General features: G+C 67.8%; 18 protein-coding genes and 1 riboswitch. Of the genes, 7 read left to right on the plus strand and 11 right to left on the minus strand.

Features of this window, described 5'->3' with window-relative positions:
* The first annotated feature begins 134 nt into the window (after positions 1 to 134).
* Positions 135 to 1,976 (plus strand): glycosyltransferase family 2 protein, encoded by a 1,842-nt coding sequence (locus ACHMWQ_RS07230; protein WP_396306911.1) that lies wholly within the window; start codon positions 135 to 137, stop codon positions 1,974 to 1,976.
* Here the strand turns inward: ACHMWQ_RS07230 and ACHMWQ_RS07235 are convergent, their stop codons facing one another.
* The 4 genes from ACHMWQ_RS07235 to ACHMWQ_RS07250 form a co-directional block, all read right to left on the minus strand.
* Positions 1,977 to 2,654 carry a spermidine synthase gene (locus ACHMWQ_RS07235; RefSeq protein ID WP_396306912.1) on the minus strand — a complete coding sequence of 226 codons (678 nt, stop codon included), beginning with the start codon at positions 2,652 to 2,654 and terminating at the stop codon, positions 1,977 to 1,979.
* A 65-nt stretch (positions 2,655 to 2,719) separates the two neighbouring features.
* The gene (locus tag ACHMWQ_RS07240; RefSeq protein ID WP_396306913.1) at positions 2,720 to 3,109 is read right to left on the minus strand and encodes a DUF930 domain-containing protein; all 390 of its coding nucleotides are present in this window, start codon (positions 3,107 to 3,109) and stop codon (positions 2,720 to 2,722) included.
* A gap of 156 nt (positions 3,110 to 3,265) precedes the next feature.
* The gene (gene pdeM / locus ACHMWQ_RS07245) at positions 3,266 to 3,982 is read right to left on the minus strand and encodes a ligase-associated DNA damage response endonuclease PdeM (RefSeq protein ID WP_396306914.1); all 717 of its coding nucleotides are present in this window, start codon (positions 3,980 to 3,982) and stop codon (positions 3,266 to 3,268) included.
* Positions 3,983 to 4,144: 162 nt separating this feature from the next.
* Complete coding sequence (locus tag ACHMWQ_RS07250; RefSeq protein ID WP_396306915.1) at positions 4,145 to 6,688, minus strand: ligase-associated DNA damage response DEXH box helicase; 2,544 nt, start codon at positions 6,686 to 6,688, stop codon at positions 4,145 to 4,147.
* Positions 6,689 to 7,042: 354 nt separating this feature from the next.
* Between ACHMWQ_RS07250 and ACHMWQ_RS07255 the strand changes: the two genes are divergently transcribed.
* Positions 7,043 to 8,065 carry a ligase-associated DNA damage response exonuclease gene (locus ACHMWQ_RS07255; RefSeq protein ID WP_396309411.1) on the plus strand — a complete coding sequence of 341 codons (1,023 nt, stop codon included), beginning with the start codon at positions 7,043 to 7,045 and terminating at the stop codon, positions 8,063 to 8,065.
* A 160-nt stretch (positions 8,066 to 8,225) separates the two neighbouring features.
* Here ACHMWQ_RS07255 and ACHMWQ_RS07260 read toward each other — a convergent pair whose 3' ends face one another.
* Positions 8,226 to 9,119, minus strand: coding sequence for a DMT family transporter (locus ACHMWQ_RS07260; RefSeq protein ID WP_396306916.1), 894 nt, complete (start codon positions 9,117 to 9,119; stop codon positions 8,226 to 8,228).
* A gap of 88 nt (positions 9,120 to 9,207) precedes the next feature.
* Positions 9,208 to 9,358: riboswitch (FMN riboswitch) on the minus strand.
* A 108-nt stretch (positions 9,359 to 9,466) separates the two neighbouring features.
* Here ACHMWQ_RS07260 and ACHMWQ_RS07265 point away from each other — a divergent pair.
* Together ACHMWQ_RS07265 and ACHMWQ_RS07270 are read left to right on the plus strand one after the other, a co-directional pair.
* Positions 9,467 to 11,128: a cisplatin damage response ATP-dependent DNA ligase gene (locus ACHMWQ_RS07265; RefSeq protein ID WP_396306917.1), complete on the plus strand. Its 1,662-nt coding sequence runs from the start codon at positions 9,467 to 9,469 to the stop codon at positions 11,126 to 11,128.
* Positions 11,129 to 11,233: 105 nt separating this feature from the next.
* Complete coding sequence (locus ACHMWQ_RS07270; RefSeq protein WP_396306918.1) at positions 11,234 to 11,503, plus strand: DUF6460 domain-containing protein; 270 nt, start codon at positions 11,234 to 11,236, stop codon at positions 11,501 to 11,503.
* Between the two features lie 16 nt (positions 11,504 to 11,519).
* Here the strand turns inward: ACHMWQ_RS07270 and ACHMWQ_RS07275 are convergent, their stop codons facing one another.
* The 3 genes from ACHMWQ_RS07275 to ACHMWQ_RS07285 all read right to left on the minus strand — a co-directional run bounded on the left by ACHMWQ_RS07275 (position 11,520) and on the right by ACHMWQ_RS07285 (position 16,568).
* Positions 11,520 to 12,296: a TIGR02186 family protein gene (locus ACHMWQ_RS07275; protein WP_354551935.1), complete on the minus strand. Its 777-nt coding sequence runs from the start codon at positions 12,294 to 12,296 to the stop codon at positions 11,520 to 11,522.
* Positions 12,293 to 13,222 (minus strand): sulfite exporter TauE/SafE family protein, encoded by a 930-nt coding sequence (locus ACHMWQ_RS07280; protein ID WP_396306919.1) that lies wholly within the window; start codon positions 13,220 to 13,222, stop codon positions 12,293 to 12,295. Before ACHMWQ_RS07280 ends, ACHMWQ_RS07275 begins: the two co-directional genes overlap by 4 nt.
* 208 nt (positions 13,223 to 13,430) lie before the next feature.
* The gene (locus ACHMWQ_RS07285) at positions 13,431 to 16,568 is read right to left on the minus strand and encodes a hypothetical protein (protein ID WP_396306920.1); all 3,138 of its coding nucleotides are present in this window, start codon (positions 16,566 to 16,568) and stop codon (positions 13,431 to 13,433) included.
* A 451-nt stretch (positions 16,569 to 17,019) separates the two neighbouring features.
* On the opposite strand from ACHMWQ_RS07285, the gene ACHMWQ_RS07290 reads away from it, so the two are divergent.
* Positions 17,020 to 17,478, plus strand: coding sequence for a MerR family DNA-binding transcriptional regulator (locus tag ACHMWQ_RS07290; protein WP_266330781.1), 459 nt, complete (start codon positions 17,020 to 17,022; stop codon positions 17,476 to 17,478).
* A gap of 174 nt (positions 17,479 to 17,652) precedes the next feature.
* Positions 17,653 to 18,162, plus strand: coding sequence for a hypothetical protein (locus ACHMWQ_RS07295; protein ID WP_396306921.1), 510 nt, complete (start codon positions 17,653 to 17,655; stop codon positions 18,160 to 18,162).
* An 18-nt stretch (positions 18,163 to 18,180) separates the two neighbouring features.
* On the opposite strand, the gene pip is transcribed toward ACHMWQ_RS07295, so the two are convergent.
* From pip to ACHMWQ_RS07310, 3 genes are all read right to left on the minus strand, one after another.
* A complete protein-coding gene (gene pip, locus ACHMWQ_RS07300) occupies positions 18,181 to 19,155 on the minus strand; it encodes a prolyl aminopeptidase (RefSeq protein WP_396306922.1) in 975 nt (324 codons plus the stop codon).
* 1 nt (position 19,156) lies between these two features.
* The gene (locus tag ACHMWQ_RS07305; protein WP_396306923.1) at positions 19,157 to 20,995 is read right to left on the minus strand and encodes a hypothetical protein; all 1,839 of its coding nucleotides are present in this window, start codon (positions 20,993 to 20,995) and stop codon (positions 19,157 to 19,159) included.
* 95 nt (positions 20,996 to 21,090) lie between these two features.
* Positions 21,091 to 22,317: an amidohydrolase family protein gene (locus ACHMWQ_RS07310; protein ID WP_396306924.1), complete on the minus strand. Its 1,227-nt coding sequence runs from the start codon at positions 22,315 to 22,317 to the stop codon at positions 21,091 to 21,093.
* Between the two features lie 342 nt (positions 22,318 to 22,659).
* Here ACHMWQ_RS07310 and ACHMWQ_RS07315 point away from each other — a divergent pair, with 342 nt between their 5' ends.
* On the plus strand, positions 22,660 to 24,093 hold the full coding sequence (locus ACHMWQ_RS07315) for a basic amino acid/polyamine antiporter (protein WP_354551946.1): 1,434 nt from the start codon (positions 22,660 to 22,662) through the stop codon (positions 24,091 to 24,093).
* Positions 24,094 to 24,111 lie beyond the last annotated feature (18 nt).

Here is a 24,111-nt window from a genome sequence, read left to right on the forward strand (position 1 = left end):
CATGCCTGTATCACTCTGCGTTCTGGTTGCCGTTACGTAAGCCACGAGAATGGCGCGTGCGCGACTATAGACGAATTGTCGATGGGCACGAACCCGGACAATGGGCTGCCCGGATAGGCGTGGCGGGGGAGCCAATGGGCTATGGGTGGAATCCGCCGGGCGGGGAGCCGCCGGACGAGCCGCTGCGCTATGCGGTTCTGGCCGCACGCCTCGGGCTTCCCTTCGATCTCGCGCCGAAGAAGAATTTTGAAACCGTGGTGCCGCACGAGGGTGGCGTCGGTGACGTGCAACGCCTCGCGGCGGGCATTCGCGCCGGCCGTGTCGCCATGCTCGACGATGGCGGGTCGCGCCGCCTAGTGATCGCGCCCCGTCCGCAGGATGCGGACAGGCTGGCGGAGGCGCTCGCCCGCAAGCCCGAACTGGCGGCGCGGCTGACGGTCACCACGCCCGCGGCGATCCGGCGCTGCCTCACAGAGGCGGCTGCGCCGCAACTGGTCGAGGAGGCGGTGTCCGAACTTGCTCGAAACCATCCGGACTGGTCGGCCCGTCGCCTGCTGACGCCGGCCCAGTCGCTGGCAGGCCTGGTGTTCCTGGCTTTGGTGGCGCTGGCGCTGTGGCAGACCGGCTGGCTGGTCGTGCAGATCTTCAACATCGCCGCCGGCCTGCTGTTCCTGGCGCTGGTCATGCTGCGCCTGCTCTCGATCAGCGTCGCGCTCGAGCGCACCTTCCGCCCGCCGCCCTCGATCGAGGTCGACCGGTCGCGCCTGCCGGTCTACAGCGTCCTCGTGCCGCTCTATGACGAGGCGCATATGGTGGCCGACCTGGCCCGGGCGCTCGACCGGCTCGATTGGCCGAAGGACCGGCTCGACATCAAGTTCATCGTCGAGGCGCGCGACCGCTCGACGAAGCGGGCGCTCGACCGTCTCGATCTCGGCCCGCATTTCGAGATCCTGGTGGTACCGGACCGCGCCCCGCGCACCAAGCCGAAGGCGCTCGATTTCGCCCTGCCGCTAGCGCGCGGGCGCTTCGTCACCGTCTATGACGCCGAGGACCGGCCCGATCCCGGCCAGTTGCTGGAGGCCTACCTCGCCTTCAAGGCGGGGGACGAGCGCCTCGCCTGCATCCAGGCGCCGCTGCTGATCGACAATGACGACGTCAACGGCCTGACCGCCTTCTTCGCCATGGAATATTCCATGCAGTTCGACGGTGTGCTGCCGACATTGGCGGCGCTCGACATGCCCTTGCCGCTCGGCGGCACGTCGAACCATTTCCGCATCGAGGCGCTGCGCGCGGTCGGCGGCTGGGATCCGTACAATGTGACGGAGGACGCCGATCTCGGCATACGCTTCGTGCGCTGCGGCTATCGTTCCGCCACGATCACGCGGCCGACCTATGAGGAAGCGCCGCGCACGATGCGGCTCTGGCTGAAGCAGCGGACGCGCTGGCTCAAGGGGTGGATGCAGACGTCCCTGGTCCATACCCGCCACCCGATCCAGCTATGGCGCGGCATCGGCACGCGACGGATGCTCGGCTTCGTGCTGACCGGCTTCGGAACGCTGGTCGCGGCGGCGATCCACCCGGTCTATATCGCCTCGGCGGTGGCGCTGGTGATCGATCCGACGATCATCTGGCGGTCCGGCAGCCCGCTGGCGGCCGCGGTGATCTTCCTGAACGTGTTCAATTTCGTTGCCGGCTATGTCGCGTTCGGAATGCTGTCGCGCGCCACGCTGCGGCTGAGGCGCAAGAAGCGGCAGCCGGGCGTGCTGCCCTTCCTGCCGGGCTACTGGCTGCTGCTGTCGCTCGCCTGCTATCGCGCCTTCTTCCAGCTGATCGTCGCGCCGCATCACTGGGAAAAGACCCGGCATCACGGCCAGCAACCGCCCGCCCAGGCGATGGCCGCCAAGATCCCTCAGGCCCCGCCGCCCCGGCCGCCGAGGCTGCTGGCAGCGCCGCGATCCCGGCTGCGGCAAGCCTGATCAATCGCGCCGGACGGCGATCCAGATGACGTGCTTGGCGCCGCTGCGGCCGCGATGGGCCTTGACCTTGACCTCTTCGACGGCGAAGCCGGCCTTGTTCAGCCTTTGGGTGAAGGCGGCGTTCGGGCCAGACGACCAGACGGCGAGCACGCCGCCGGGACGCAGCGCGGCAAAGGCGGCCCCAAGGCCGCGCATCGTGTAGAGCCCGTCATTCGACTCGCGCGTCAGCCCTTCCGGACCATTGTCGACATCGAGCAGGATCGCGTCGAAACCCTTGCGGCCGGCGAGGATCAGCGGGCCGACATCGCCCTCGTGGATGGTGACGCGGGGATCGTCGAGGCAATCGCCGAACACCGGCTGCATCGGGCCGCGCGCCCAGGCGACGACCGCCGGCACCAGCTCCGCCACGGTGATCGCTGCGTCGGGGGCGAACTCGGCTAGCGCGGCACGTAGCGTGAAGCCCATGCCGAGGCCACCGATCAGCACGCTGGCCCCGGGCCGACCCGCGATCTTCGCGGCCGACAGGGAGGCGAGCGCCTCTTCCGAGCCGCTCAGCCGGCTGTTCATCAGCTCGTTCGAGCCGATCATGATCGAGAATTCGGCGCCCCGCTGCATCAGCCGCAGTTCGCCGCTGGCGCCGGGAATGGTTGCCGTGTCGAGCCGGACCCAGGGTATCAAGCGGCGTTTCCATTGTTGCAGGGACAATCGCCGGCACCATACACGGGCCGGACGGGCTTGGCCGGTCAGGGATAGAAGTTCTTCGCTTCCCATTCGGAATGCGGCACGTGCCGGATGCTGTTCACGCTCAGCTTCGTTGTTTGCATATGGTCCGGCGTGACGGCGCAGCGATAGGAAAACTCGTACCATTCGCCCTTGCGGCGAAAGGCGCCGCCATCGCCCACGGCGACATCCCCCTCGATCTCCGGACGGTGCAGCATGTCGATGAAGGCGCGATCGGTGACGCCGTCCTTGCGGCTCGAGGTCTTGTCCATCACGGCGATGTCGCAGACCTGGATCAGGCGCGTCGTGGCGTCGAGTTCCTTCAGGCTGGCGGCAAGGCCGGGGTCGGCCGCGAGCGCAGAACCCGGCAGGGCGGCCATCAGGACAGGCAGGATCAGGGCCAGGCGGCGCATCGCGGTTTCCTTTCAGGGGTATTCAAGGGCGTCAGGTGCGACCGGCAGCGGTTGCCGGGGCCATCTGGTGCACTGGGGCCGTCGCGGAAGGAACGTAGAAGGGCGCGGCCAGGCGGAGGGGGCGGCGTGGGACTTTCTCTTGGCAGATCGGGAAGGCTAGCCGTCGACCAGGCGATGGCCGGCGATGGCGTGGACGGCGTCGCCCAGCATCCAGGCGTGGAAGGCGCGGCCCTCGAAGAGCGGCCGGAACGCCGCGTCGAGGACGTTGAGGCCGCCGGCCAGCGCGCCAAAGGCCGGCAGGACCAGGCGGCGGCCATCGGCGGCGAAGCAGCGGCGGCGGATCGAACGGCCGCGGCCGACGAGCCGGGCGGAGGGATGCAGGTGGCCGGCGATCTCGCCCGGCTGCGCGCCCGGACGAGGCTCATGGCGGAAGGTGAGGGGGCCGATCGAAAGCTCGCTCGTCGCCCAGCCGCCGAGGCCGCGCGGCGGGTCGGGGTCGTGGTTGCCGGCGATCCAGATCCATTCGGCGGCGGCAGTCATGGCGCGCAGCGAGGCGCGGTCGGCGGCGTTCAGCCGGTCGCCGGCGCTGCGGTCATGAAAGCTGTCGCCAAGCGCGATGACGCGGGAAGGCGACAGGCGGGCGAGGATCGCGGCGAGCCGCTGCAGTGTCGCCATCGTGTCATAGGGCGGCAGCATCTGGCCGCGCCGCGCGAAGGACGAACCTTTTTCGAGATGCAGGTCGGCGACGACGAGGGTCCGCTCCTCCGGCCACCAGAGGGCGCCCTCGACGAGCGGGATCAGCGACACGGAGGCGACCGAAAGGCCCGGCTGCGTCGTTTCCGTCTCGTTTCGCGCCACTGCCTCGCTCTGCATTCCAGCCTTCGTCTCCGGGAATCTCGCCCGACGCATCCGATTCACGTCGAGTTTAGCATTCGAAGACGCGGCGAACACCCCGAAGCCCTGATTCCGATCGCCGCAGCGGATCGAGATGGCAAAGGCGAGGATGACGGTAAGGGCAGGGAGCCGGCGGAAACCTCACTCCACTTCGGCTGGCGCCTCGGTCATCTCGCCAATGGCTTCGCGAACCAGATCGTCCGCATTCTCGCGCAGGATTTCCTCGTTGGCCTGGCCGGCGACGGGCTCCCGGCCGATATCCAGCATGACAGGCACGGCGAGCGGCGAGACGCGGTCGAGTGGCTGGTGGCGGATATGGTCCTTCACCCGCGCCAGCATGTCGGAAAGGCGGCGCACGTCGAGCAGGCCGGTCGCGGCATCGGCCCAGGTCGCCTGCAGCAGGATGTGGTCGGGCTCGTGCGAGCGCAGTACGTCGTAGATCAGGTCGGTCGAGATCGTCACCTGGCGGCCGGACTTCTCCTTGCCGGGGTGGCGGCGCTCGATCAGGCCGGAGATCAGCGCGCAGTTGCGAAAGGTCCGCTTGAGCAGATGGCTTTCCGCCAGCCAGGCGTCGAGATCGTCGCCGAGCATATCCTGGTCGAACAGGTCGCCGACCGAAGGCTTCTGCTTGGCGAAGGCCGCGCCCATGTCGCCGAGCCCCCAGACCGCCAGCGCATAATCGGAAGCCACAAAGCCCATGGGCTTCAGCTTCGCCCGCTCCAGCCGCCGTGTCAGCAGCATGCCCAGCGTCTGGTGCGCCAGCCGTCCCTCGAACGGGTAGGCGACCATGTAGAAGCGATTTCCCCTCGGAAACGTCTCGACTAGCAGCTCGTCCCGCTTCGGCAGGACGGACGCCCATTGCTGCAGGGCGAGCCAGTCCGAGACCTGGTGCGGCAGCCGGCCCCAGGCGGATTCGTCGGCGAGCAGGCCGCGCACCCCATCGGCGAGGTAGGTCGAGAGCGGGAACTTGCCGCCCTGGTAGGAGGGCACCTTGGGCGCCTCGTTCACCGTGCGGCTGACGATCGCCTCATTGTCACGGATGCCTTCCAGGCGCAGCACCAGGCCGGAAAACAGGAAGGTGTCGCCCGGCGAAAGGGCTTCGGCGAAATTCTCCTCGACCTCGCCGAGCACCCGGCCGCCCATGCCGAGCGGCCCGCCGCGCCTGCGCGAGGCCAGGCGAACCTTCAGCATGGGGGACTCCACAATGGTGCCGACATTCAGCCGGTACTGCTGGGCAACCGCGGGGTTTGAAATCCGCCAGAGGTCGTCCGGTCCGCGCCGGATCTTGGCGAAGCGCTCATAATTGCGCAGCGCATAGCCGCCCGTGGCGACGAAATCGATCACCTGCTCGAAGATCTCGCGCGGCAGTTCCGTGTAGGGCGCGGCCGAGGTGACTTCGTCATGCAGCGCCTCGACCGAAAACGGCGCCGCGCAGGCCATGCCCAGCACATGCTGCGCCAGCACGTCCAGCGAACCAGCCTTCAGTCGGGGCGTATCCTGCGCGCCGGACGTGCTCGCCTCCAGCGCCACGGTGCATTCCATCACCTCGAAGCGGTTGGCCGGCACCAGCAGGGCGCGCGAGGGCTCGTCCATGCGGTGGTTGGCGCGGCCGATGCGCTGCGCCAGACGGCTGGCGCCCTTGGGTGCGCCGATGTTGATGACGAGGTCGACATCGCCCCAGTCGATGCCGAGGTCCAGCGTGGAGGTGCAGACGACGCAGCGCAGGCTGCCGGCCGCCATCGCCGTCTCGACCTTACGGCGCTGGCCGACTTCGAGCGAGCCGTGATGCAGCGCGATCGGCAGCGCGTCCTCGTTGACCTGCCAGAGCTCCTGGAAGACCCGTTCGGCCTGGCTGCGGGTGTTGACGAAGACCAGCACCATGCTGTTGGCGCGGACGGCCTCGTAGATTTCGCCGATCGCATGCACGGCCGAGTGGCCTGCCCAGGGCAGCCGCTCTTCCGTGTCGAGGATGGTGATCTCGGGCTTGGCGCCGCCGGAGACGGTGACGAGATCGGCCAGCACCCGTTCCGTTTCCGGCGCCTGCGGCATCAGCCAGGCGCGCAGATCGTCGGGCTCCGAGACGGTGGCTGAAAGGCCGACAGCACGCAGGCCCGGCGCCAGCTTGCGCAACCGGGCGAGGCCGAGCGAAAGCAGGTCGCCGCGCTTGGCCGTCACCAGCGCGTGCAATTCGTCGAAGATGACGGTCTCGAGATCGCCGAAAAAGCGGCCGGCATCGGGATTGGAAATCAGCAGCGCCAGTTGCTCCGGCGTCGTCAGCAGGATTTCCGGCGGCTTCAGTTTCTGGCGCTGGCGCTTGTGCGCCGGCGTATCGCCCGTGCGGGTCTCGATCGCGATCTTGAGGCCGATCTCGGCGACCGGCGCTTCCAGATTGCGCGCAATGTCGACGGCGAGCGCCTTCAGAGGCGAGATGTACAGCGTGTGCGGTCCGCGCCCGCCTTTGCCGGCGGGCGGCCGGGTCGCCAGGTCGACGAGGCTGGGCAGGAAGCCGGCCAGAGTCTTGCCGGCGCCGGTCGGCGCGATCAGCAGCGCGGAATGCCCCTCGCGCGCTTTTTGGAGAAGGGCGAGCTGATGCGGCCGCGGCGCCCATCCGCGACGGGCGAACCAGTCGAGAAAGGGGGCGGGCAGGAGGTCTGGGGAGGATCCGGCGTCGGGGCTTTCGGTCACGATCTAGAGGTAGGAGCGGGGAGGGCGGAAGTCGAGGGTGTTGAGCATCGGGCGCGAACGCGTGCAGCCACGCCCTCCGCCATCATCCTGAGGCGCTTCGCGTTAGCGAAGCCTCGAAGGAGGGTCCAGCGGAGCAGGCCATTCTTTCACTGGAGTTCCAATAGATCCCTTCGCCAACGGTGTCGTCTGGATCCTCCTTCGAGGCCCGGCTCTGCCGGGCACCTCAGGATGAGGATGGAGTCTTGGACCGCAAAGAGAGGAAGGGTTTTTGAGGCTTATCCGCTCCATCGTCCTCTTCCGAGATCGGCTGCAGGGGCTTTCATTGCCAAATTCCATCCCTATCCTAAGGAGATGATCCGTCCCGAAGAACTCCTCTGCCCGACGCCCGATGGTCTCTGGTGCCCGCTCGGCGGGTTCCACATCGACCCCGTGCGCCCGGTCGCGCGCGCCTTGATCACGCACGGCCATGCCGACCACGCCCGCCCCGGCCATCAGGCCGTGATGGCGACGCGCGAGACGCTGAAGATCATGGCGGCGCGTTATGGCGAGGGCTTCACCACCAGCCAGACGGTGGCGCATTTCGGCGAGGTCACGCGCATCGGCGACGTCACCGTGCAGTTCCACCCCGCCGGCCATGTGCTGGGCTCGGCGCAGATCGCTGTCGAGGCGAAGGGCCTGCGGATTGTCGCGTCCGGCGACTATAAGCGCCGGCGCGACCCGACCTGCGCCCCGTTCGAGCCGGTGCAATGCGACGTCTTCATCACCGAGGCGACCTTCGGCCTGCCGGTATTCCGCCATCCCGATGACGGCCACGAGATCCACAAGCTGCTGGCCTCGCTCGAGTCCTTTCCGGAGCGGGCGCACCTTGTCGGCGCCTATGCGCTGGGCAAGGCGCAGCGGGTGATCAAGCGGCTGCGCGAGGAAGGCTACGACCGGACGATCTATATCCACGGCGCGCTGGAAAAGCTCTGCCGACTCTATGAGGAAGAGGGCATCGACCTAGGCCCGTTGGAGCAAGCCACCATCGAGACCGGGCGAAAATCCAAGGACGCGGTCGATTTCGCCGGCGCCGTGGTAGTGGGCCCCCCTTCCGCTTTCGCCGATCGCTGGGCGCGGCGCTTTCCCGATCCGGTCTCGTGCTTTGCCTCGGGGTGGATGTCGATCCGCCAACGCGCCAAGCAGCGCGGCGTAGAACTGCCATTGATCATCTCGGATCATTGCGACTGGGGCGAACTGACCGAGACCATCGCCGAGATTGCTCCCGCCGAGGTCTGGGTCACGCATGGCCGCGAGGAAGCGCTGGTGCGCTGGTGCGAACTGGCCGGCATCCGCGCCCGCCCCCTCCACATGGTCGGCTACGAGGACGAGGCGGAGTAGGCTTGGTTTCTTACCTCTCCCTGAGGGAGAGGTCGGAGCGAAGCTCCGGGTGAGGGTTTAGGGAACCATCCGGAGAGGCCGTAAACCCTCACCCGCCGGCCTTTGGCCGTCGGCCTTTCCCTCAGGGAGAGGTGAAGAATAGTGCCTGCGTTTGCCCCAGCTAGTGCCGCGTTTCGCGCCAGAGCAGGAACATTGACGCGCCTACGATCAGCGCCGCGCCGAGCCAGAGCTGGCTCGACGGCACCCAACCGAAGACGAGCCAGCCGGCGAGCACGTTGAGCGGCAGCTTCACATGGTCGAAGGGCTGCACATAGGCGGCGTCCGCCTTGGCATAGGCGAGCGCCAGAAAGCCCTGCGCGGCGGCGGTGAGCACACCGACCGCGACGATCGCCATCCAGGCATCGCCGGAGGGAATGGCGATGCCGGAAGGCAGCGCCAGCACCAGATTGACCGGCGCGAGCAGCAGCAGAAGCCAGGCCGTCACGGTTTCTGGGCTGTCCTCGGCGAGCAGCTTCTTCTGGATCAGCGAGACGCCGGCCCATAGCACCGACGCCACCAGCGGATAAAGGCTGGCGGTGGTAAAACTGGCGGAGAACGGATCCAGGATGATCAGCCCGCCGGCAAAGCCGGCGACAACGGCGAGCCAGCGCTCCAGCGAGACCTTTTCGCCCAGAAACAGCCCGGCGCCGAGCGTGACGATGAAGGGCGAGGTCATGACCAGCGCGATCGCCTGGCCGATCGGCACGGCGTGCGAAAGCCCCATCACCCAGAACTGCACGCCCACGGCGGCGAACAAAACGCGCAACGCCTGCAGGCCGGGACGGCGGGATCTGAGCGACGGCAGGCCGCGTCGCGCCGCCCACGGCAGGATGACGACGAGGGCGACGGCATATTGCAGGAAGGCCGCCGTCGGCGCCGGCAGGTGCAGGGTGACGGTGGCGATCTGTTCGAGCGTGTTGACGCCGGCAAAGGCGACGCCGGCCAGGATCATCCAGAAGGCGCCCGCAACGGGCGCTCCGAGAGCGGAAGGTTTGGTAAGGGTAGACTGACTCATGTTGGTTCCCATCGGGTTCGACAACACGAAATCAGGGCATGAGCGAATAGGCACGCGCCGGCCGCAAGCGGCCGGTTCGCATCGTCTTCGCCGTTCTCTTCCATCCGGACTATGACCGTCGGCTTCGGAATTCAACCGAATCTGCTGACCCTTCCCGTTGGAACGGAAAGGCGCTCGCGGGCTTGAAGGAAAACCTTCTTACCGCCGGTGGGGAGTTGCACCCCGCCCTGAGAACGAGTCCCGGCCGCGAGGCCGAGCCGCCGATATTTAGGCGCTCGGCCGCATCATCGCAACCCGTGCCCGGGCGGGGGCTTTTCGCAGCCGGTTGCAGAACCTAGATTGGCGCCATGCAGGATTTTGCCGCCCTCCTCGACCGCCTGATCCTGACGCCCTCGCGCAATGCCAAGCTGCGGCTGATGGCGGAGTATTTCCGGGTCACTCCCGATCCCGATCGCGGCTGGGCGCTGGCGGCGCTGACCGGCGGACTCGACGTGCCATCGGTGAAGCCGGCCATGCTGCGAGCTCTGGTCGCCGAGCGCATCGACGAGGTGCTGTTCGCTTTTTCCTACGACTATGTCGGCGATCTCGCCGAGACGATCGCGCTGGTCTGGGACGAGCGCGGCGGCCCGACGATGCGCGCCAGCCCCGCCCCGCAAACCGGCAGCAACATCCCGTCTTTGTCCGCGATCGTCGAGACGCTGCTCGCCTCGTCGCGCGCCGATGGGCCGAAGCGGGTGGCGGCGTTTCTCGACGCGCTCGATTCCGACGGCCGCTGGGCGCTGCTGAAGCTCGTCACCGGCGGGCTGCGCATCGGCGTCTCCGCTCGCCTTGCCAAGCAGGCGCTGGCCGATTTCGGCGCCGAGAAGATCGAGGGGCTGCAGGTCAACGAGATCGAGGAGCTCTGGCACGGGCTGAAGCCGCCCTATCTGGCGCTGTTCGCCTGGCTGGAGGGGCGGGAGGAAAAGCCGATCTCCTCGGCGCGCGGGCCGTTCCGGCCGGTCATGCTGGCGCAGCCGCTGGAGGAAAACGATCTTCCGCGCATCGTGCCGGAAGTTTATGCGGCCGAGTGGAAATGGGACGGCATCCGCGTCCAGGCCGTGTCGGATGCCGGCGTGCGACGGCTCTATACCCGCACCGGCGAGGATATCGGCGATACCTTCCCCGACATGCTCGACGCGCTCGATTTCGACGGCGCCATCGATGGCGAATTGCTGGTCGGCCGGCGCGCGGGCGAGGCGATCGAGCCGGGCTCCTTCTCCGAACTGCAGCAGCGGCTCAACCGCAAGACCGTCTCCGGCAAGCTGATCGCCAGCCATCCGGCCTTCATCCGCGCCTATGATTGCCTGGTCGACGGCACGGACGATCTCCGAACGCTGCCGTTCCGCGAGCGGCGGACGCGGCTCGAAACCCTGGTCGCCGGCTCGCTCGCCGGCCGCATCGACCTGTCGCCGCTGGTTGCCTTTGACTCGGCCGAAGACCTGATGGCGAAGCGAAGCCTGCCGCCGGTGCCCATCATCGAAGGGCTGATGCTGAAGCGCTGGGACTCGGTCTACGAGCCGGGCCGGCCCAAAGGTCCGTGGTTCAAGTGGAAGCGCGATCCCTACACTGTCGACGCCGTTCTGATGTATGCGCAGCGCGGCCATGGCAAGCGCTCGTCCTTCTATTCGGATTACACTTTTGGCGTCTGGAAGGCGGGCGAGGGCGGCGACGAGCTGGTGCCGGTGGGCAAGGCCTATTTCGGCTTCACCGACGAGGAACTGGTCGAGATCGATCGCTTTGTCCGCCGCAACACGCTGAACCGCTTCGGGCCGGTGCGCGAGGTAACCCACAACGCCGATGTCGGGCTGGTGCTGGAAGTCGCGTTCGAGGGGCTGAACCGGTCGGCCCGGCACAAGTCGGGCGTCGCGATGCGCTTTCCCCGCGTCAGCCGGCTGCGCTGGGACAAGCCGCCGCGCGAGGCCGACCGGATCGAGACGCTGGAGGCGTTGCTCGAGCCCGAGGCGGGGTGAAACGCGGGCCACCATTTTAGCCCGTTTTCCCGCCGCAGGGATCCGCTATCATCCGGCCGAATCGAACGCCGGCCCCACGTCGGGGCGGCGTCACAGGAGATGACGATGAACGGCCTTCAACGCTTCATGGGCGGCTCGCCCGCCCAGGTTCTGCTTCGGCTGATCGTCATTTCCCTGATCGTCGGCATCGTGCTGTCGGCGCTCGGCATCTCGCCCTACGATATCGTCCACAACGCCCAGCAGATGGTCCGGCGCGTCTGGAACATGGGCTTCGGCGCGATCGAATGGATCTGGCAGTATTTCCTGCTCGGTGCGGTGATCGTCATCCCCATCTGGATCGTTATCCGCCTGCTCAATCTCGGCAAGGGCGGCTGAGAGCCTTTGAACCCGCTCAATCCCGGCGGAAGATGACGCCAGCGAGCCAGCCGGTGAAGACGGCGAGGATGACGCAGATCAGGCCGTATATCAGGCCCTGATTGTGGGCGAGGTCGAAGGTGAATTGCTCGAAGCCCATCTTGGAGATGCGGATCTCCGACTGATCGGAGGCGAGCATCGCACCGTCGCGGAACAGATAGACCGTCACGACATAGCGTCCGACCGGCACATTGGCCGGGATCTGCACGGCGGTCTGGAAGATCTCCGTGCCGGGGAATTTCACCCCATAGGCCTCGCTGCGATAGAGCCCGTCCTGCTGCTTCAGGCGAACGAAGGCCTGGCGAAACGCATCGTCCTGTCCAGCGCTCTGCGCTCCATCGTCGGCCGAGACGGGAAAGACGAGGTCGTCGGCGCCTATCTGGAAGCGTTTCAGGATCTGCGGCGTGGTCACCTCGGATAGCGGCCGCGACGCGTTCACCGCATAGAACGAGGGAATGTTGACGAAGGTGCGCGACGCGCTGTTGAGCCAGACGCCGACAAAGCGGTCCTTGCGGCGGGTGACGACGGTCTCGGGCGGTCCCTTGACGGAAACCACGACGTCGTAGAACTCGGCCCGCGAGACGGTCGCAGCGTCCCGCTCGATCGCGCCGAAGACGGTGATGCTCGTGCCGGTGAAGTTGGAGGTGATCCGGACTTCCTCGGCCGAAAGCGCGACAATCAGCTGTTCGGCGCGCGCGGGCGTCGCTGCCAGCGCGAGGGCGCAGAGGGTGAACCAGGCGGCGAACCGCGTCACCGCGTGTCGCCCGCCAGCGTCGCCAGCGAAAACAGTTCCGCCGGCGTTTGCACGAGATCGACGAAGAAGCGGATGCCGACGCCCAGCACCAGCAGCGCCAGCATGGCGCGTAGCTGGTCGCCGCGCACATGCGCGCCCACCCGCGCGCCGAACTGGGCGCCGATCACGCCGCCCACCATCAGGATCAGCGCCAGCACGCCATCGACCGTGTGGTTGCTGGTCGATTGCAGCACGGTGGCGACGGCCATGGTGCCCGTCATCTGGATCAGCGAGGTGCCGATGACGATGTTGGTCGGCACGCGCAGCAGATAGATCAGCGCTGGCACGAGGATGAAGCCGCCGCCAATGCCGAGCAGCGAGCCCAGAATGCCGATTCCGACGCCGATGGCGATGATCGGAATGACGCTGACATAGAGCTTGGAGCGCTTGAAGCGCATCTTGAACGGCAGGCCATGCGCCCAATTGTGCTGGCCGGGCCGGCGTAGCAGCGCCGGGCGGCCCTTGCGCGCATTGATCATGGCGCGGATCGATTCCGTCAGCATCAGGCCGCCGACCAGACCGAGGAAGGTGACGTAGCAAAGCGCGATGACGAGATCGAGCTGGCCCCAGCGGCGCAGCAGGCTGAAGATCCCGACGCCGATCGACGAGCCGACCACGCCGGAGGCGACCAGCACGCCGGCGAGCTTCATGTCGATCATGCGGCGGCGATAGTAGGTGATCGCGGCCGAGGAGGACGAGGCGACGACCTGCGCCGTCGTGCTGGCGACCGCCACGGCCGGCGAGATGCCCGAGAAGATCAGGAGCGGTGTCAGCAGGAAGCCGCCCCCCACCCCGAACAGGCCCGAAAGAAAGCCCACGGCGCCGCCCATGCCGAAGATGATGAACATGTTCACCGGCATCTCGGCTATGGGGAGGTAGATCTGCACGACGACAGAACCGCTGGCGAAGGGTGGCGTGGAGGCAAGGGCCGGGACGGCCGACGAAGCCCGGCCGGGCATCAGCCCGGCAAGGCCATAGGCGGCATCGCTGACGAAATCATGACGCGATCGCCGACCGGGCCGATAAAGCCGCTTGGGCCAGCCCTGTCAACGCCTGTTCCGGCGGCAGCGGCGAACGCGCCAGCCGTTGGTTCCGCTAGCCGCGCGTCGGGACGCCGGGCTTGGTGTCGCGCAGGGACGTCCGCGCGGTGGTCTGCTTCCATTCCGGCTTGATCGCGGGTTCCGAATTGGCGGTGGTGTCGAGCGGCTTCGGCTTGAAGGTCTGCACGGCAGCGCGGGCGGCGGCCAGCGCGTCGGGCTTCATCGCCTTGGCGACCTCGTCGCGGCGCTTGCCGGCATCGCGGTCGCCCTGCTGGGCCGCCAGCGCGAACCATTTGTAGGATTGCACCAGGTCAACGTCGACGCCGAGGCCGCGGGCATAGAGCACGCCCAGATTATACTGGCTGTCGGCGACATTCAGATTGGCGGCCTGGGTGAAATATTGCGCCGCGCGGACGTAGTCGGGCTCAGCCGTGGCGCCCTCGCTGAGCAGGACGGCCAGATTGTGCGTGGCGCGGGCATTGCCCTTCTCGCTCGCCTTGGCATACCAGGACTGCGCGAGCGACAGGTCGCGCGGCACGCCTTCGCCGCGCTCATACAGGCTGCCGATGCGGTATTGCGCCATGGCGAAGCCGGCCTTGGCGGAGCGCTCGTACCAGTCGGCGGCGAGACGCGGGTCCTGCGGCGTGCCGTTGCTGCCCTCGGCAAGGCGACGGGCAACCTCGAAGGCGGCGATGGGATCGCCCTTGGCGGCCGCGGTCTGCAGGGCCGAGCCATCCTCGGCGAGGTCGGGAATGGCGCTGAAGCTGGTCGCCGGCGGCGGGTCGGTCGCCAGGGCCGCGATCTCGCTGTCGCCCGCTTCGGGCGGCGTGAAAGCGAGCGCGCTGGTGCCGTCGGTCGAGGGCGCGACCATGGCGTTGGGCTGCGGGGCCGCGGCCGGCGGCGGCGTGACGTCGCGCATCGGCGTGGCCGGGATCGAGCCGGTGGCGACCGGGTCGGTGGCGGGCTTCTGGGCCTGGCGCGAGAGCGGCGGCGTCAGCTGCATCGCGCCGATCGCCAGAACGATGGCGGCGATCGCCAGCACGATCGGGCGGCGGCGCGAGCGCAGGGCATCGCCGATCCGCGCCAGCGTGCTCGGGCGGGCCTCATGGTCTTCGGCGACGGCTTCGGCGGACTCGGCCTGCGCTGCCTGGGCAGCACGGCGCGCGGCGGCGATGAAGTCGGCCTTGCGGTCGCCGGGGCGGGTGGTTTGCGGCGCGACGCTGGTCTGCGTGCGGGCGATACTCGCTTCGGGCTCGACGAAGGGTGGCAGCACCGGGCGGCCGGAGCCCGGCGCCAGCGGGCGGTCCGCCTCGGGCAGGCCATCGGCGAGCGAAGAAGCGGTTTCGCGCGGCGAAGGGGCGCGCGTCGCGGTCAGGGCGCCGGATGCCGCTCCCTCGTCGATCTCCAGCTGCGCGATGCGGCTGACGACCTTGGCGAGCGTGTTGTGCACGGCTTCCAGCGTGTCATGCGTCTGCCGGTCGGAGCGCTCGGCTGCCTGCTGCAACTGGCGCATGTCCTCGCGCAGCGCCTGGATCAACGCGTCGTCGGTGCGGGCGGGCAGGGTGCTGGCGAATTCGCGGAAGGTCGAGCGCGCCGCGTCGCGGGCGGCTTCGATCGTGTCCTGCCGGGTATTGCCGAGCAGGTCCTGCAGCCGGTCGAGGTTTTCCTCGACGCGGGCCAGCGCGTGCACGCCGGGAACGGCGGAAAACTGCTCGGCGAGAGCGCCGACCTGCGCTTCGAGCTGCGCCAGCTGTTGGTTGTCGTCCTGGCGCGTCGTTGCGTCGAGCCGGCGAACCAGGGCCTGCATCTGCTCTTCGATGGCGTCGAACCGCGTCGGCAGGGCAAAATCCTCGCGCAGCTGCGTGATTTCCGAGCGCAGCCCGTCCAGCGCGTCGGGAGCGGCGGGCGCCCGCAGCGTCGGCAGTTCGGCGAGCGCGTCAAAGCGGCCGGCCAGCGCGTCAATCCGGTCTTCGAGCCGCGACAGCGCGGTGGAATCGAGGCCCACGGGACGCGGGTCGATCTCGTCGATCGTCGAGCGGATGCCGGCGATCTGCTTTTCCAGCCGGATCAGGGCCAGCGGATCGGCACCGCGCGAAAAGCCGTCCATGTCGCGGCGCAGCGCGTCGATCTCGCGCTCGATGCCGGAAAGGTCGACGGGAGGCGCGGGCCGGGCGGCCAGCGTGTCGATCGCGGCATGCAGGCCGGAAATCTGCCGCTCGACGGCGGCGCTGACCGCGTCGGAGCGGGAAATCGACAGCGAGGCGACCGCATTGCGGATATCCTCAAGCTCGGTCTCGACCTCGCGCGATGGCGCGACGGACTCGATCGAGTTGGCCAGCTGCGCGATCTCGCGCGCCAGCCGGTCGAAGCGTTCGGTCTCGGGCTCGCGGCGTACGATGTCGTCCAGCCGCTCGATGATGTGGCCATAGCCGGATTCGATGCTGGCGAGGGTCGTCTCGCGCGCCGCGAGGTCCAGCGACTGGCGGATCTCGGCGAGGTCCTGGCGCAACTGGGCGATGGCGTCGGTTTCCGGCGCCGCCCGGGCGCCGCTCAGGGCCTCGATGCGGGCGGCCAGTTCGTTCTTCAGCGTCTGGGCGGCTTCGTCATGGCGGCGCGATTCGGCGCTGACGCGGCGGCCGAGCAGCGCGATGTCGTCGCGCAGCGCCGCGATGGCGTCCTCGATGGCAATGGCGTCGAACTGGTTCGCCGGCGCGCTGATCTCGTGATCGATCGCCTTCTGGCGGCTGGAGATCTCGGCGATCGCCGCCTGCAGGCTGGTCAGCGTTTCCCGCGGGCGGGCCGGCTCCTCTATCGGGAGGGCACGGAAGGCGGGGTTCTGCGCCGGAGCGGCGGCCGCCTTGGCCGCGGCCAGCTGGGATGCGATGCCGGCGAGCCGTGTCTCGATCCCGCTCAGCCGTTCGGACTGGCGTTCGTCGAGCTGGCGGCCGAGGGCGTCGAAGCGGCCTTCAAGCGAGATGCGGGGATCGGGCTCGGCGGCCTTGGCTGGAGCGGGGGTCGGCGCGGGCGCGGCCGGCCGCTGGGTCGCGTGCCGGATCGGCTGGCGCGCCGAGGTGCCTTCGATCACTTCGATCTGCTGGGAGAGGCTGTCGACGAGGGCGGAGAGGGCAGCCAGGCGTTCGGCGCCATCGGGCTCGGAGCGTCGCGGGAGGTCGGCCGCGGAACGCGGCGGCACGTCCGGGCCCGAACGGTTCGCTCCATAACCCGACCTGCTGCCAGTTTTCATGACGTCCAACCCCCGGATGCCCGTTATCAGCGGCATCGTCCCCGTTTCATCGTCTCGCCGCGCTCCGTGCCGTCGCATTCGGCTGCAGCGACGCGTGATTCCCACTCCCGCGTGTTCACGAAGATTGGCCGCAACATGGTAAACAACGCGTTAACCCTCTGCGCCATGGGCAACGCTTCGGTAAGGAGGCTTAACGGTTTTCCCCCGAATTGCTCCCCTTCTCGCCGTAAACCGTCGCTTTTGAAGCCCCACTTAACAGTTATCAGGAAAGAGATTTCCGTTAGGTGACGCTAAAGCGCTTTACCTGACGCTGCGACACCTGCATGACTGGGGAACGCATTTCGACGGGCTGCCCGTTGGCCCGCCGTTTTTCGCGACGATCAAGAATAAGGATGACAAGATGAGCATGGCCCAACTTGCGGGAATTTCCCGCGACGACATCGATGGTGCCGGTGCCTCTGATGGCAACAAGCAGACCACCTTCACCATTGGTGATCTGTCTCGCGAATTCGACGTAACGCTTCGCACGCTGCGTTTCTATGAGGACAAGGCCCTCCTGAACCCCCGCCGGGAAGGGCTGAACCGGATCTATTCGCGCCGCGACCGTTCGCGCCTCAAGCTGGTGCTGATGGGCAAGAAGGTCGGCTTCTCGCTGACCGAGATCAAGGAGATGCTCGATCTCTATGATCTGAAGGACGGCCAGGTTCTGCAGATGCGCCTGGCGCTGCGCAAGTTCAACGAACAGATCGACGTTCTGGAGCGCCAGAAGGTCGACATCGAGCAGGCGCTCGACGAATTGCGCCGCACCGTCGACGTCGTCGCCGGTCTGCTGCGCCAGAAGGAAGCCGGCGCCGCCTAAGGCGCCGGAACGAGGTTGGCTGGCTGCGCCGCTTTTCGGCGCGCCACCGAGGTCGGTGCCCGGAAATCTCCTCCCGCGGGCACCGGCCTTGGCATTCCGACGAGCCATGCCGGGTTCGCCCGATGGGTTCTCCGTGCTAGCATGCTTCGGGGGCCAATCAGAGGGAGGAAGCCGATGCGGATCTTGTTCACCGCCTGGCGTGCCGGACTGATCCTGTTCGGACTGGCGGTCATGCCGATATCGGGCTCGGCCCTTGCCGAGACGCCGACGGCCTCGCCGCTGCCACCGGCTGCCGCCGATGTCGCCCGCCCCGGGCGCTACACCATGGTTCCCGCCGAAGGCGGCTTCGTCCGCCTCGACACGGAAACCGGCACGGTATCGCACTGCCGGCGCGGGGATGCCGGGAGCGGCTCCGTCTGGACCTGCGCCGCCATTCCCGAGGACGTTCTGTCCCGACCTGATCCCGCCGTCGCGCTCAGTGCCCAGGTCACGGAACTCGAGCACGAGGTTGCCGATCTGCGCGCCCGGCTCGAGGATGTCGAGGGACGCGCCAACACGCGCGCCGTCGCGCCCACGGGGGATCCCGAACTCGACAAGGCGCTGAACTTCAGCGAGGAGCTGATGAGCCGCTTCTTCGGCATGGTGCGCGAGATGAAGCGCGAGGCGGACGGCGACAAGAGCTGAGCCGCCGCCGCGATCGCATCAGCCTGTCTTGAAGCGCTCGGTCGCTGCGACCAGTTCGTGGATGTTGCCAGGCTCCGACATGGCGTGGCCGGCATCCGGCACGATGTGCAGATCCGCCTTCGGCCACACCTTCGCCAGATCCCAGGCGATCGCCGCCGGCGTGCAGAGGTCATAGCGTCCGTGCACGATGACGCCCGGAATATCGGCGATCCCTCCGGCATTCGCCAGGAGGTAGTCGTCGCGCTCGAAGAAGCCCTTGTTGACGAAGTAGTGCGCCTCGATGCGCGCGAATGCGAGCGCGTAATAGGGCGAGCCGAAGGCCGAGACGCGCAGCGGGTCCGGCAGGAGCGACAGCGCATTGCCCTCCCACATCGCCCAGTTGCGCGCCACCTTGATCTGCGAGGCTTCGTCGCCCGAGGTCAGGCGCCGGTGATAGGCGCCGATCATGTCGTGGCGCTCGTCTTTCGGGATCGGCGCCCGGTAGATCTCGAAAGCCTCCGGCAATAGCCAGGACGCGCCTTCCTGGTAGAACCAGAGCAGTTCGCGCTGGCGCAGGGTGAAGATGCCGCGCAGCACCAGTTCGCTCACCCGCTCGGGATGGGTCTCGGCATAGGCGAGCGCCAGGCAGGAGCCCCAGGAACCGCCCAGCAGCTGCCAGCGCTCGATGCCGAGATGGGTCCGGATCCGCTCCATGTCGGCGACCAGATCCCAGGTCGTGTTCTCGCGCAGTTCCGCATGTGGCGTCGAGCGGCCGCAGCCGCGCTGGTCGAACAGGATGATCCGATAGGCGGCGGGATCGTGATAGCGCCGCATGTTGGGGCCGCAGCCGGCGCCCGGGCCTCCATGCACCATCAGCACCGGCTTGCCCTGCGGATTGCCGCATTCCTCGACATGGATCTCGTGCAGATCCGACACCTTGAGGCGGTGGGCCGCATAGGGCTCGATGGCGGGAAACAGCTGCAGGCGGCTCTGCGCGGATGAATCAGGCGGCATGTCAAACTCCAGGAAGGCGACGGATCGGGTGGGGCGCGCCGGGCTCCGTCGGGCCGACGAATTCGGGGAACGGGCCGAACATCGGAACAGCGGCCGCCGGCGCGGCGACCTCTGTCCCGGGTTCGGGCTTGGGTTCGGTTTCCGGCGCGGTCTCCGCCGCCACGGGTTCGGCAGCGGCCTCCGCGACGGGCGCCGCTGGCGGCACGACGACGGGCGCGGGGGCTCGCCTGGGGCGGGCGGCGGCAAGCTTTCGCTTCAGCCGTCGTGCTGTATAGCGAACGCGCAACCACAGCAGCGGCCATTGCACCCGCGGCAGCAGCGAGACGGCGAGCAAGGTCGCCAGTCCGCAGCAAAGCCCGATCAGTCCGGAAAGCCCGACCGGCAGGCCGAACCAGCCGGTCGGGCCCAGTACGGTCGGCGTGACCGTGCCCATGCCGAGATAGGCGCTGGAAAATTCGGGCGCGAAGCGGGCGAGAAGCACGTTGGCGACCGTCAGCCACAGCCCGACCGCGATGGCAGCGAAAGTCGCGGCCGGGGACGTGGCGGGCAGGCGCCAGCCGAGCAGCAGGACCGGCGCGAGGCTGGCGGCCGCGATCGACAAAGACAGGCCGGCCAGCATGGCGACGCTGCCGATCGATAGGCGGTTGAGGCCGAGGATCGCCAGCCCGAGGAGGATCATGCCGAGGCGGGTGATGAAGATCCGCCGTCCGGCCGGCGCCCGGCGCTCGATGAACCCGCCATAGAGGTCGTGGCCCAGCGTCGTCGCGGCGGTCGCCAGCGCCATGGCGATGGTGATCAGCGCGGCCGATATGAGCCCGCCGATCAGCAGCACGGCCGGCATGGCGGAAAGACCGACGCGATCGGGGAAGCTGACGACGAGGCCGAGCGGATCGCTCGCCGCGTCGATGCCGGCGAGGCGGCCATAGACGGCATAGCTCGGCGCCGCCAGCAGAATGATGGCCGCGAAGGCGACGCCCCAAAGCACATGCCGGCGGGCCGGAGGTCGTCTGGCGGTCGTCCAGGCCGGGAAGAGCAGGGTGGGCATCACCGCGACGCCGGCCACCAGCGAAACCGAAAAGGCGAGGATGACGACGTCAGGGATCCGGGTGGCCGTCGTCAGCGTGTCCGGTTCGACCAGCCCGATCCAGGGCATGGGCAGCCAGGTTTCGCCCAGCGACACGGCCGCCACGGGCACCAGATAGGAGAGCGCCACCACCGGGCCGAGCACGGCGGCGAGCGCGATCGCCGCGCGCAGGCCGCCGGCGATACAGGCGATGGCCGCAAGGCCCAGGATGATGTCTTCGGCGAGCCGCGGCGACAGGCCGAGCATGCGCGCCGCGACGGTGCCGGCCAGCGCAGTCTCGGCGGCGAGCAGCGGCAGCAACGTCAGCACGACGGCGACGGCCGCGATGGTGCGCGTCGGAGCGCCGAACCGCAGGCCGATCGCCTCGGCCAGCGTCGTGGTCCGCGCCGATCGCATGGCGGGCGCGACGACCAGGCTCGCGAGCGCAAGGCCGACGACGAAGGCGGCGATCAGCACCACGCCGCGTCCGCCGCCCAGCGCGGTCGCGACGGGGCTTGCGACCAGCACTACGGTGGAAAGAGCCGCGCCGCCCAGCGCCCAGCCCATGCTGGAAGACTGGATGTTGCCGCCACGCAGGATGTCGTTGAAATCGAGCGACCGCATGGCGATCGCGACGGCGGCGGCGATGGCCAGCGGCACGAGCGGAAACAGCGCCGGCAGCACCGGCCATGCGCCGAAGCGGTCGAGGGCATCGACCAGTCCGAGGCTCGCCAGCACGACGACCATCGCCACGGTCGCCATTGTTCCCAGACGCACTTCTCCGACCACGCCAGCCTCTCTGTCCAATCCGGAGCGGATCGGACAGGACCCCGCCGGCCTTGTCAATGCGGCCGGGCGTTGGATGGAGATCGTCAGGGACGGATCAGGCGGGCGGCGGCGCGCTCGAACGTCTGGATGCCGCGCTTGAAGCCCATCAGCGGCTGCGCGATCTCGGCGACCGCGTAGGCGGAGTCGGTCGCATCCATGATGACGAAATCGGCGGCCTTGCCGATGTCGATGCCGTAATCGGCGCAGCGCATCAGCCGGGCCGCGCTCGCCGTCACCATGTCGAGGCAGCAGAGCATCTCCGCCTTGCGGCCGAGCTGCGCGACATTGGCATAGAGATTGGCGATGCGGTTCAGCGAGCCGTCGCCAAAGGGTGTGAATGGGTTCAGGACGTTGTTGGTGGCGAGCGAGCAGGTGACGCCGAGCTCGGCCAGCCGATGCGCCGGGGCGACGCCGCGCGGCACGTTGTGATCCTGCTTTCGCCCCATCAGGAACAGATCGGTAGCCGGCAACACGGTGACGGCGATGCCGGCCGCCGCGAGCCGGTTGCCGATGGCGGTCAGCGCGTCCGGCGGCAGTGCGGAAAGCTTGGTCACATGGCCGACGGCGACGCGGCCTGCCCAGCCCGTCCGCTCCGTGGCGGCAATGACCGCGTCGAGATGCATCCAGCTCGGGTCGAGGTCGAAATCGAGGTGGAAGTCGATATCGAGGTCGAAGCGGCCGGCGATCGCGAAGATCCGGTCGACATGGGCGACCGGATCGCTGTCGGTATAGGGGCAGCCGCCGATCAGTTCCGCTCCCCCTTTGCAAGCTTCGACAAGCAGTTCCTCGGTGCCGGGATCGTTCAGCAGCCCTTCCTGCGGAAAGACGCAGAGTTCGAGATCGACCGCCCAGGCATAGTCGCGCTGCAGCCGCTTCAACGCCTTGAACGAGCGAAGGCCGATGCGCGGGTCGATCTCGACATGGGTGCGGATCCGCATCGTGCCCTGCAGGATCGCCTTCACCAGCGTCGCCTCGGCGCGGGCATAGACGTCGTCTTCGCTGAAGTCGCGCTTCAGCCGCGCCACTTCGGCGATCGCCTCCGAGAGCGCTCCTTCCGCTGTGCAGCGATCGAGGATGCAGGACTTGTCGAGATGGATGTGGCTGTCGACGAAGCCAGGCAGGACCAGCCGTCCCTGCGCATCCTCGCTCCGCAGGGCCGGGCCGAGGCGGGCCCCGATCGCCGCGATCCTGCCTTCGAGAACGCCGATATCGACGGGTTCCGGACCGCGTTCGGGCAGGCGGGCGTTGCGCAGGACGAGATCGAAGGGCATGCAAATTCCGGGCTGGGATGCGCCGCAGCCAGGCGGGACGTTCAAGCGGGCTGCGGGATATCCGAAGCAATTTTCACGCCATGGCGCAGCGCGATCCCAGAGACTTCTGGCCTGCGTCCTGCGTCTCTTTACTTCGGGATTCCAAGGCGGGCATGGCATTCCGCTGGCCATCACTTGGGCGCCGCCATTGTCGGACGGTCGCGGCAGGTATATTCCCTAGCGTAATCACAAGATGCCGGAAGAATGGAACGGCACGGCTAGACTTGGGATTCCTCGCTCATGCCTCCCTGTCGGGAAGCGGGCATAAAGTCTCTACGTCTTGGAAACCGGGGAGGGAAGACGATGGCGTCGACGACGGCTGGAAAGTTGTCTCTCGGGGCGTTGACCGCCATGGTCGTCGGCTCCATGGTCGGGGCGGGCATCTTCAACCTGCCGGGGCGCTTTGGCGCGGCGACCGGACCGTTCGGCGCGATCATCGCCTGGGCCATCGCGGGCACCGGCATGTACATGCTGGCGCGGGTGTTCCAGGCCCTGGCCGAGAAGCGGCCGGATATTGATTCCGGCGTGTTTGCTTATGCCAAGGCAGGCTTTGGCGATTATATGGGCTTCCTGTCGGCCTTCGGCTATTGGCTCGGCAGCTGCCTCGGCAACGTCTTCTACTGGGTGCTGATCGGCTCGACCCTGGGCCGCTTCTTTCCGGAAATCTTCGGCGACGGCAGTTCGCCGACGGCGATCATCGTGTCGCTCGCCGGCATCTGGCTGTTCCATTTCATGATCCTGCGCGGCGTTGAGCAGGCGGCCTTCATCAACACGGTCGTGACCGTAGCGAAGATCGTGCCGATTCTTGTCGCGATCCTCGCCTTCCTGTTTGCCTTCAACTACCACCAGTTCGCTGAGAACTTCTTCGGCGGCGTCGGCATGCCGGAGAAGACGCTGGTCGCCCAGGTGCGCGACACCATGCTGATCACCGTGTTCGTCTTCCTCGGCATCGAAGGCGCCAGCGTCTATTCGCGCTTCGCCAAGACCCGCGCCGATGTCGGCACCGCGACGATTCTGGGCTTCGTCGGCGTGACCGGCCTGATGGTGGCCATTACCTTGCTGCCCTATGCCACCCAGCCGCGCGCCGCGATCGCCGGCGTCAGCAACCCGTCGCTGGCCGGGGCGCTGGAACTGGTGGTCGGCCATTGGGGCGCGGTGTTCATTTCGATCGGCGTCCTGATCTCGGTGCTGGGCGCCTATCTCGCTTGGTCGCTGATCTGCGCCGAGGTGCTGTTCGCCGCGGCCAAATCGAAGGACATGCCAAAACTCTTCGCCGCCCAGAACGGCAACCGCGTTCCCGCTAACGCGCTGTGGCTGACCAACATCGTCGTGTCGCTGTTCGTCATCTCGACCTACTGGTCGCGCGACGCCTTCAACTTCATGCTCGACATGACCAGCGTCACGGCGCTGCTGCCCTATCTGCTTGTGGCAGGCTATGGCGTGCTGCTGGCGCGCCGCGGCGAAGGCTATGAGACCACTCCGGAGGAGCGTCGCCGCGACCAGATATTCGCCTGGATCGCCGTCTTCTACACGCTGGTCATGTTCGTGGCCGCGGGCCTCAAATATGTGCTGCTTGTCGCCGTCCTCTTCGTGCCCGGCACCATTCTCTACGTCTGGGCCCGCCGCGAGCAGAACGCGCGGCTGTTTACCTCCACCGAGCTCATCGTCTTCGCCGTCACCCTGGTTGCCGGCCTGATCGGCGCCTACGGCCTGCTGAGCGGCACCATCACACCCTGAATGGAAAGGCAGTCACAT

The organism is Kaistia sp. UC242_56 (genome assembly GCF_044452255.1).
Classification (GTDB): domain Bacteria; phylum Pseudomonadota; class Alphaproteobacteria; order Rhizobiales; family Kaistiaceae; genus Kaistia; species Kaistia defluvii_A.

What these genes read in the sequence shown, in the direction of transcription:
- ACHMWQ_RS07270 (WP_396306918.1), top strand. Translation starts at nt 11,234, where the DNA reads ATGAACGGCCTTCAACGCTTCATGGGCGGCTCGCCCGCCCAGGTTCTG.
- ACHMWQ_RS07315 (WP_354551946.1), top strand. Translation starts at nt 22,660, where the DNA reads ATGGCGTCGACGACGGCTGGAAAGTTGTCTCTCGGGGCGTTGACCGCC.
- pip (WP_396306922.1), bottom strand. Translation starts at nt 19,155, where the DNA reads ATGCCGCCTGATTCATCCGCGCAGAGCCGCCTGCAGCTGTTTCCCGCC.
- ACHMWQ_RS07290 (WP_266330781.1), top strand. Translation starts at nt 17,020, where the DNA reads ATGAGCATGGCCCAACTTGCGGGAATTTCCCGCGACGACATCGATGGT.
- ACHMWQ_RS07265 (WP_396306917.1), top strand. Translation starts at nt 9,467, where the DNA reads ATGCAGGATTTTGCCGCCCTCCTCGACCGCCTGATCCTGACGCCCTCG.
- ACHMWQ_RS07295 (WP_396306921.1), top strand. Translation starts at nt 17,653, where the DNA reads ATGCGGATCTTGTTCACCGCCTGGCGTGCCGGACTGATCCTGTTCGGA.
- ACHMWQ_RS07230 (WP_396306911.1), top strand. Translation starts at nt 135, where the DNA reads ATGGGCTATGGGTGGAATCCGCCGGGCGGGGAGCCGCCGGACGAGCCG.
- ACHMWQ_RS07240 (WP_396306913.1), bottom strand. Translation starts at nt 3,109, where the DNA reads ATGCGCCGCCTGGCCCTGATCCTGCCTGTCCTGATGGCCGCCCTGCCG.
- pdeM (WP_396306914.1), bottom strand. Translation starts at nt 3,982, where the DNA reads ATGCAGAGCGAGGCAGTGGCGCGAAACGAGACGGAAACGACGCAGCCG.
- ACHMWQ_RS07310 (WP_396306924.1), bottom strand. Translation starts at nt 22,317, where the DNA reads ATGCCCTTCGATCTCGTCCTGCGCAACGCCCGCCTGCCCGAACGCGGT.
- ACHMWQ_RS07260 (WP_396306916.1), bottom strand. Translation starts at nt 9,119, where the DNA reads ATGAGTCAGTCTACCCTTACCAAACCTTCCGCTCTCGGAGCGCCCGTT.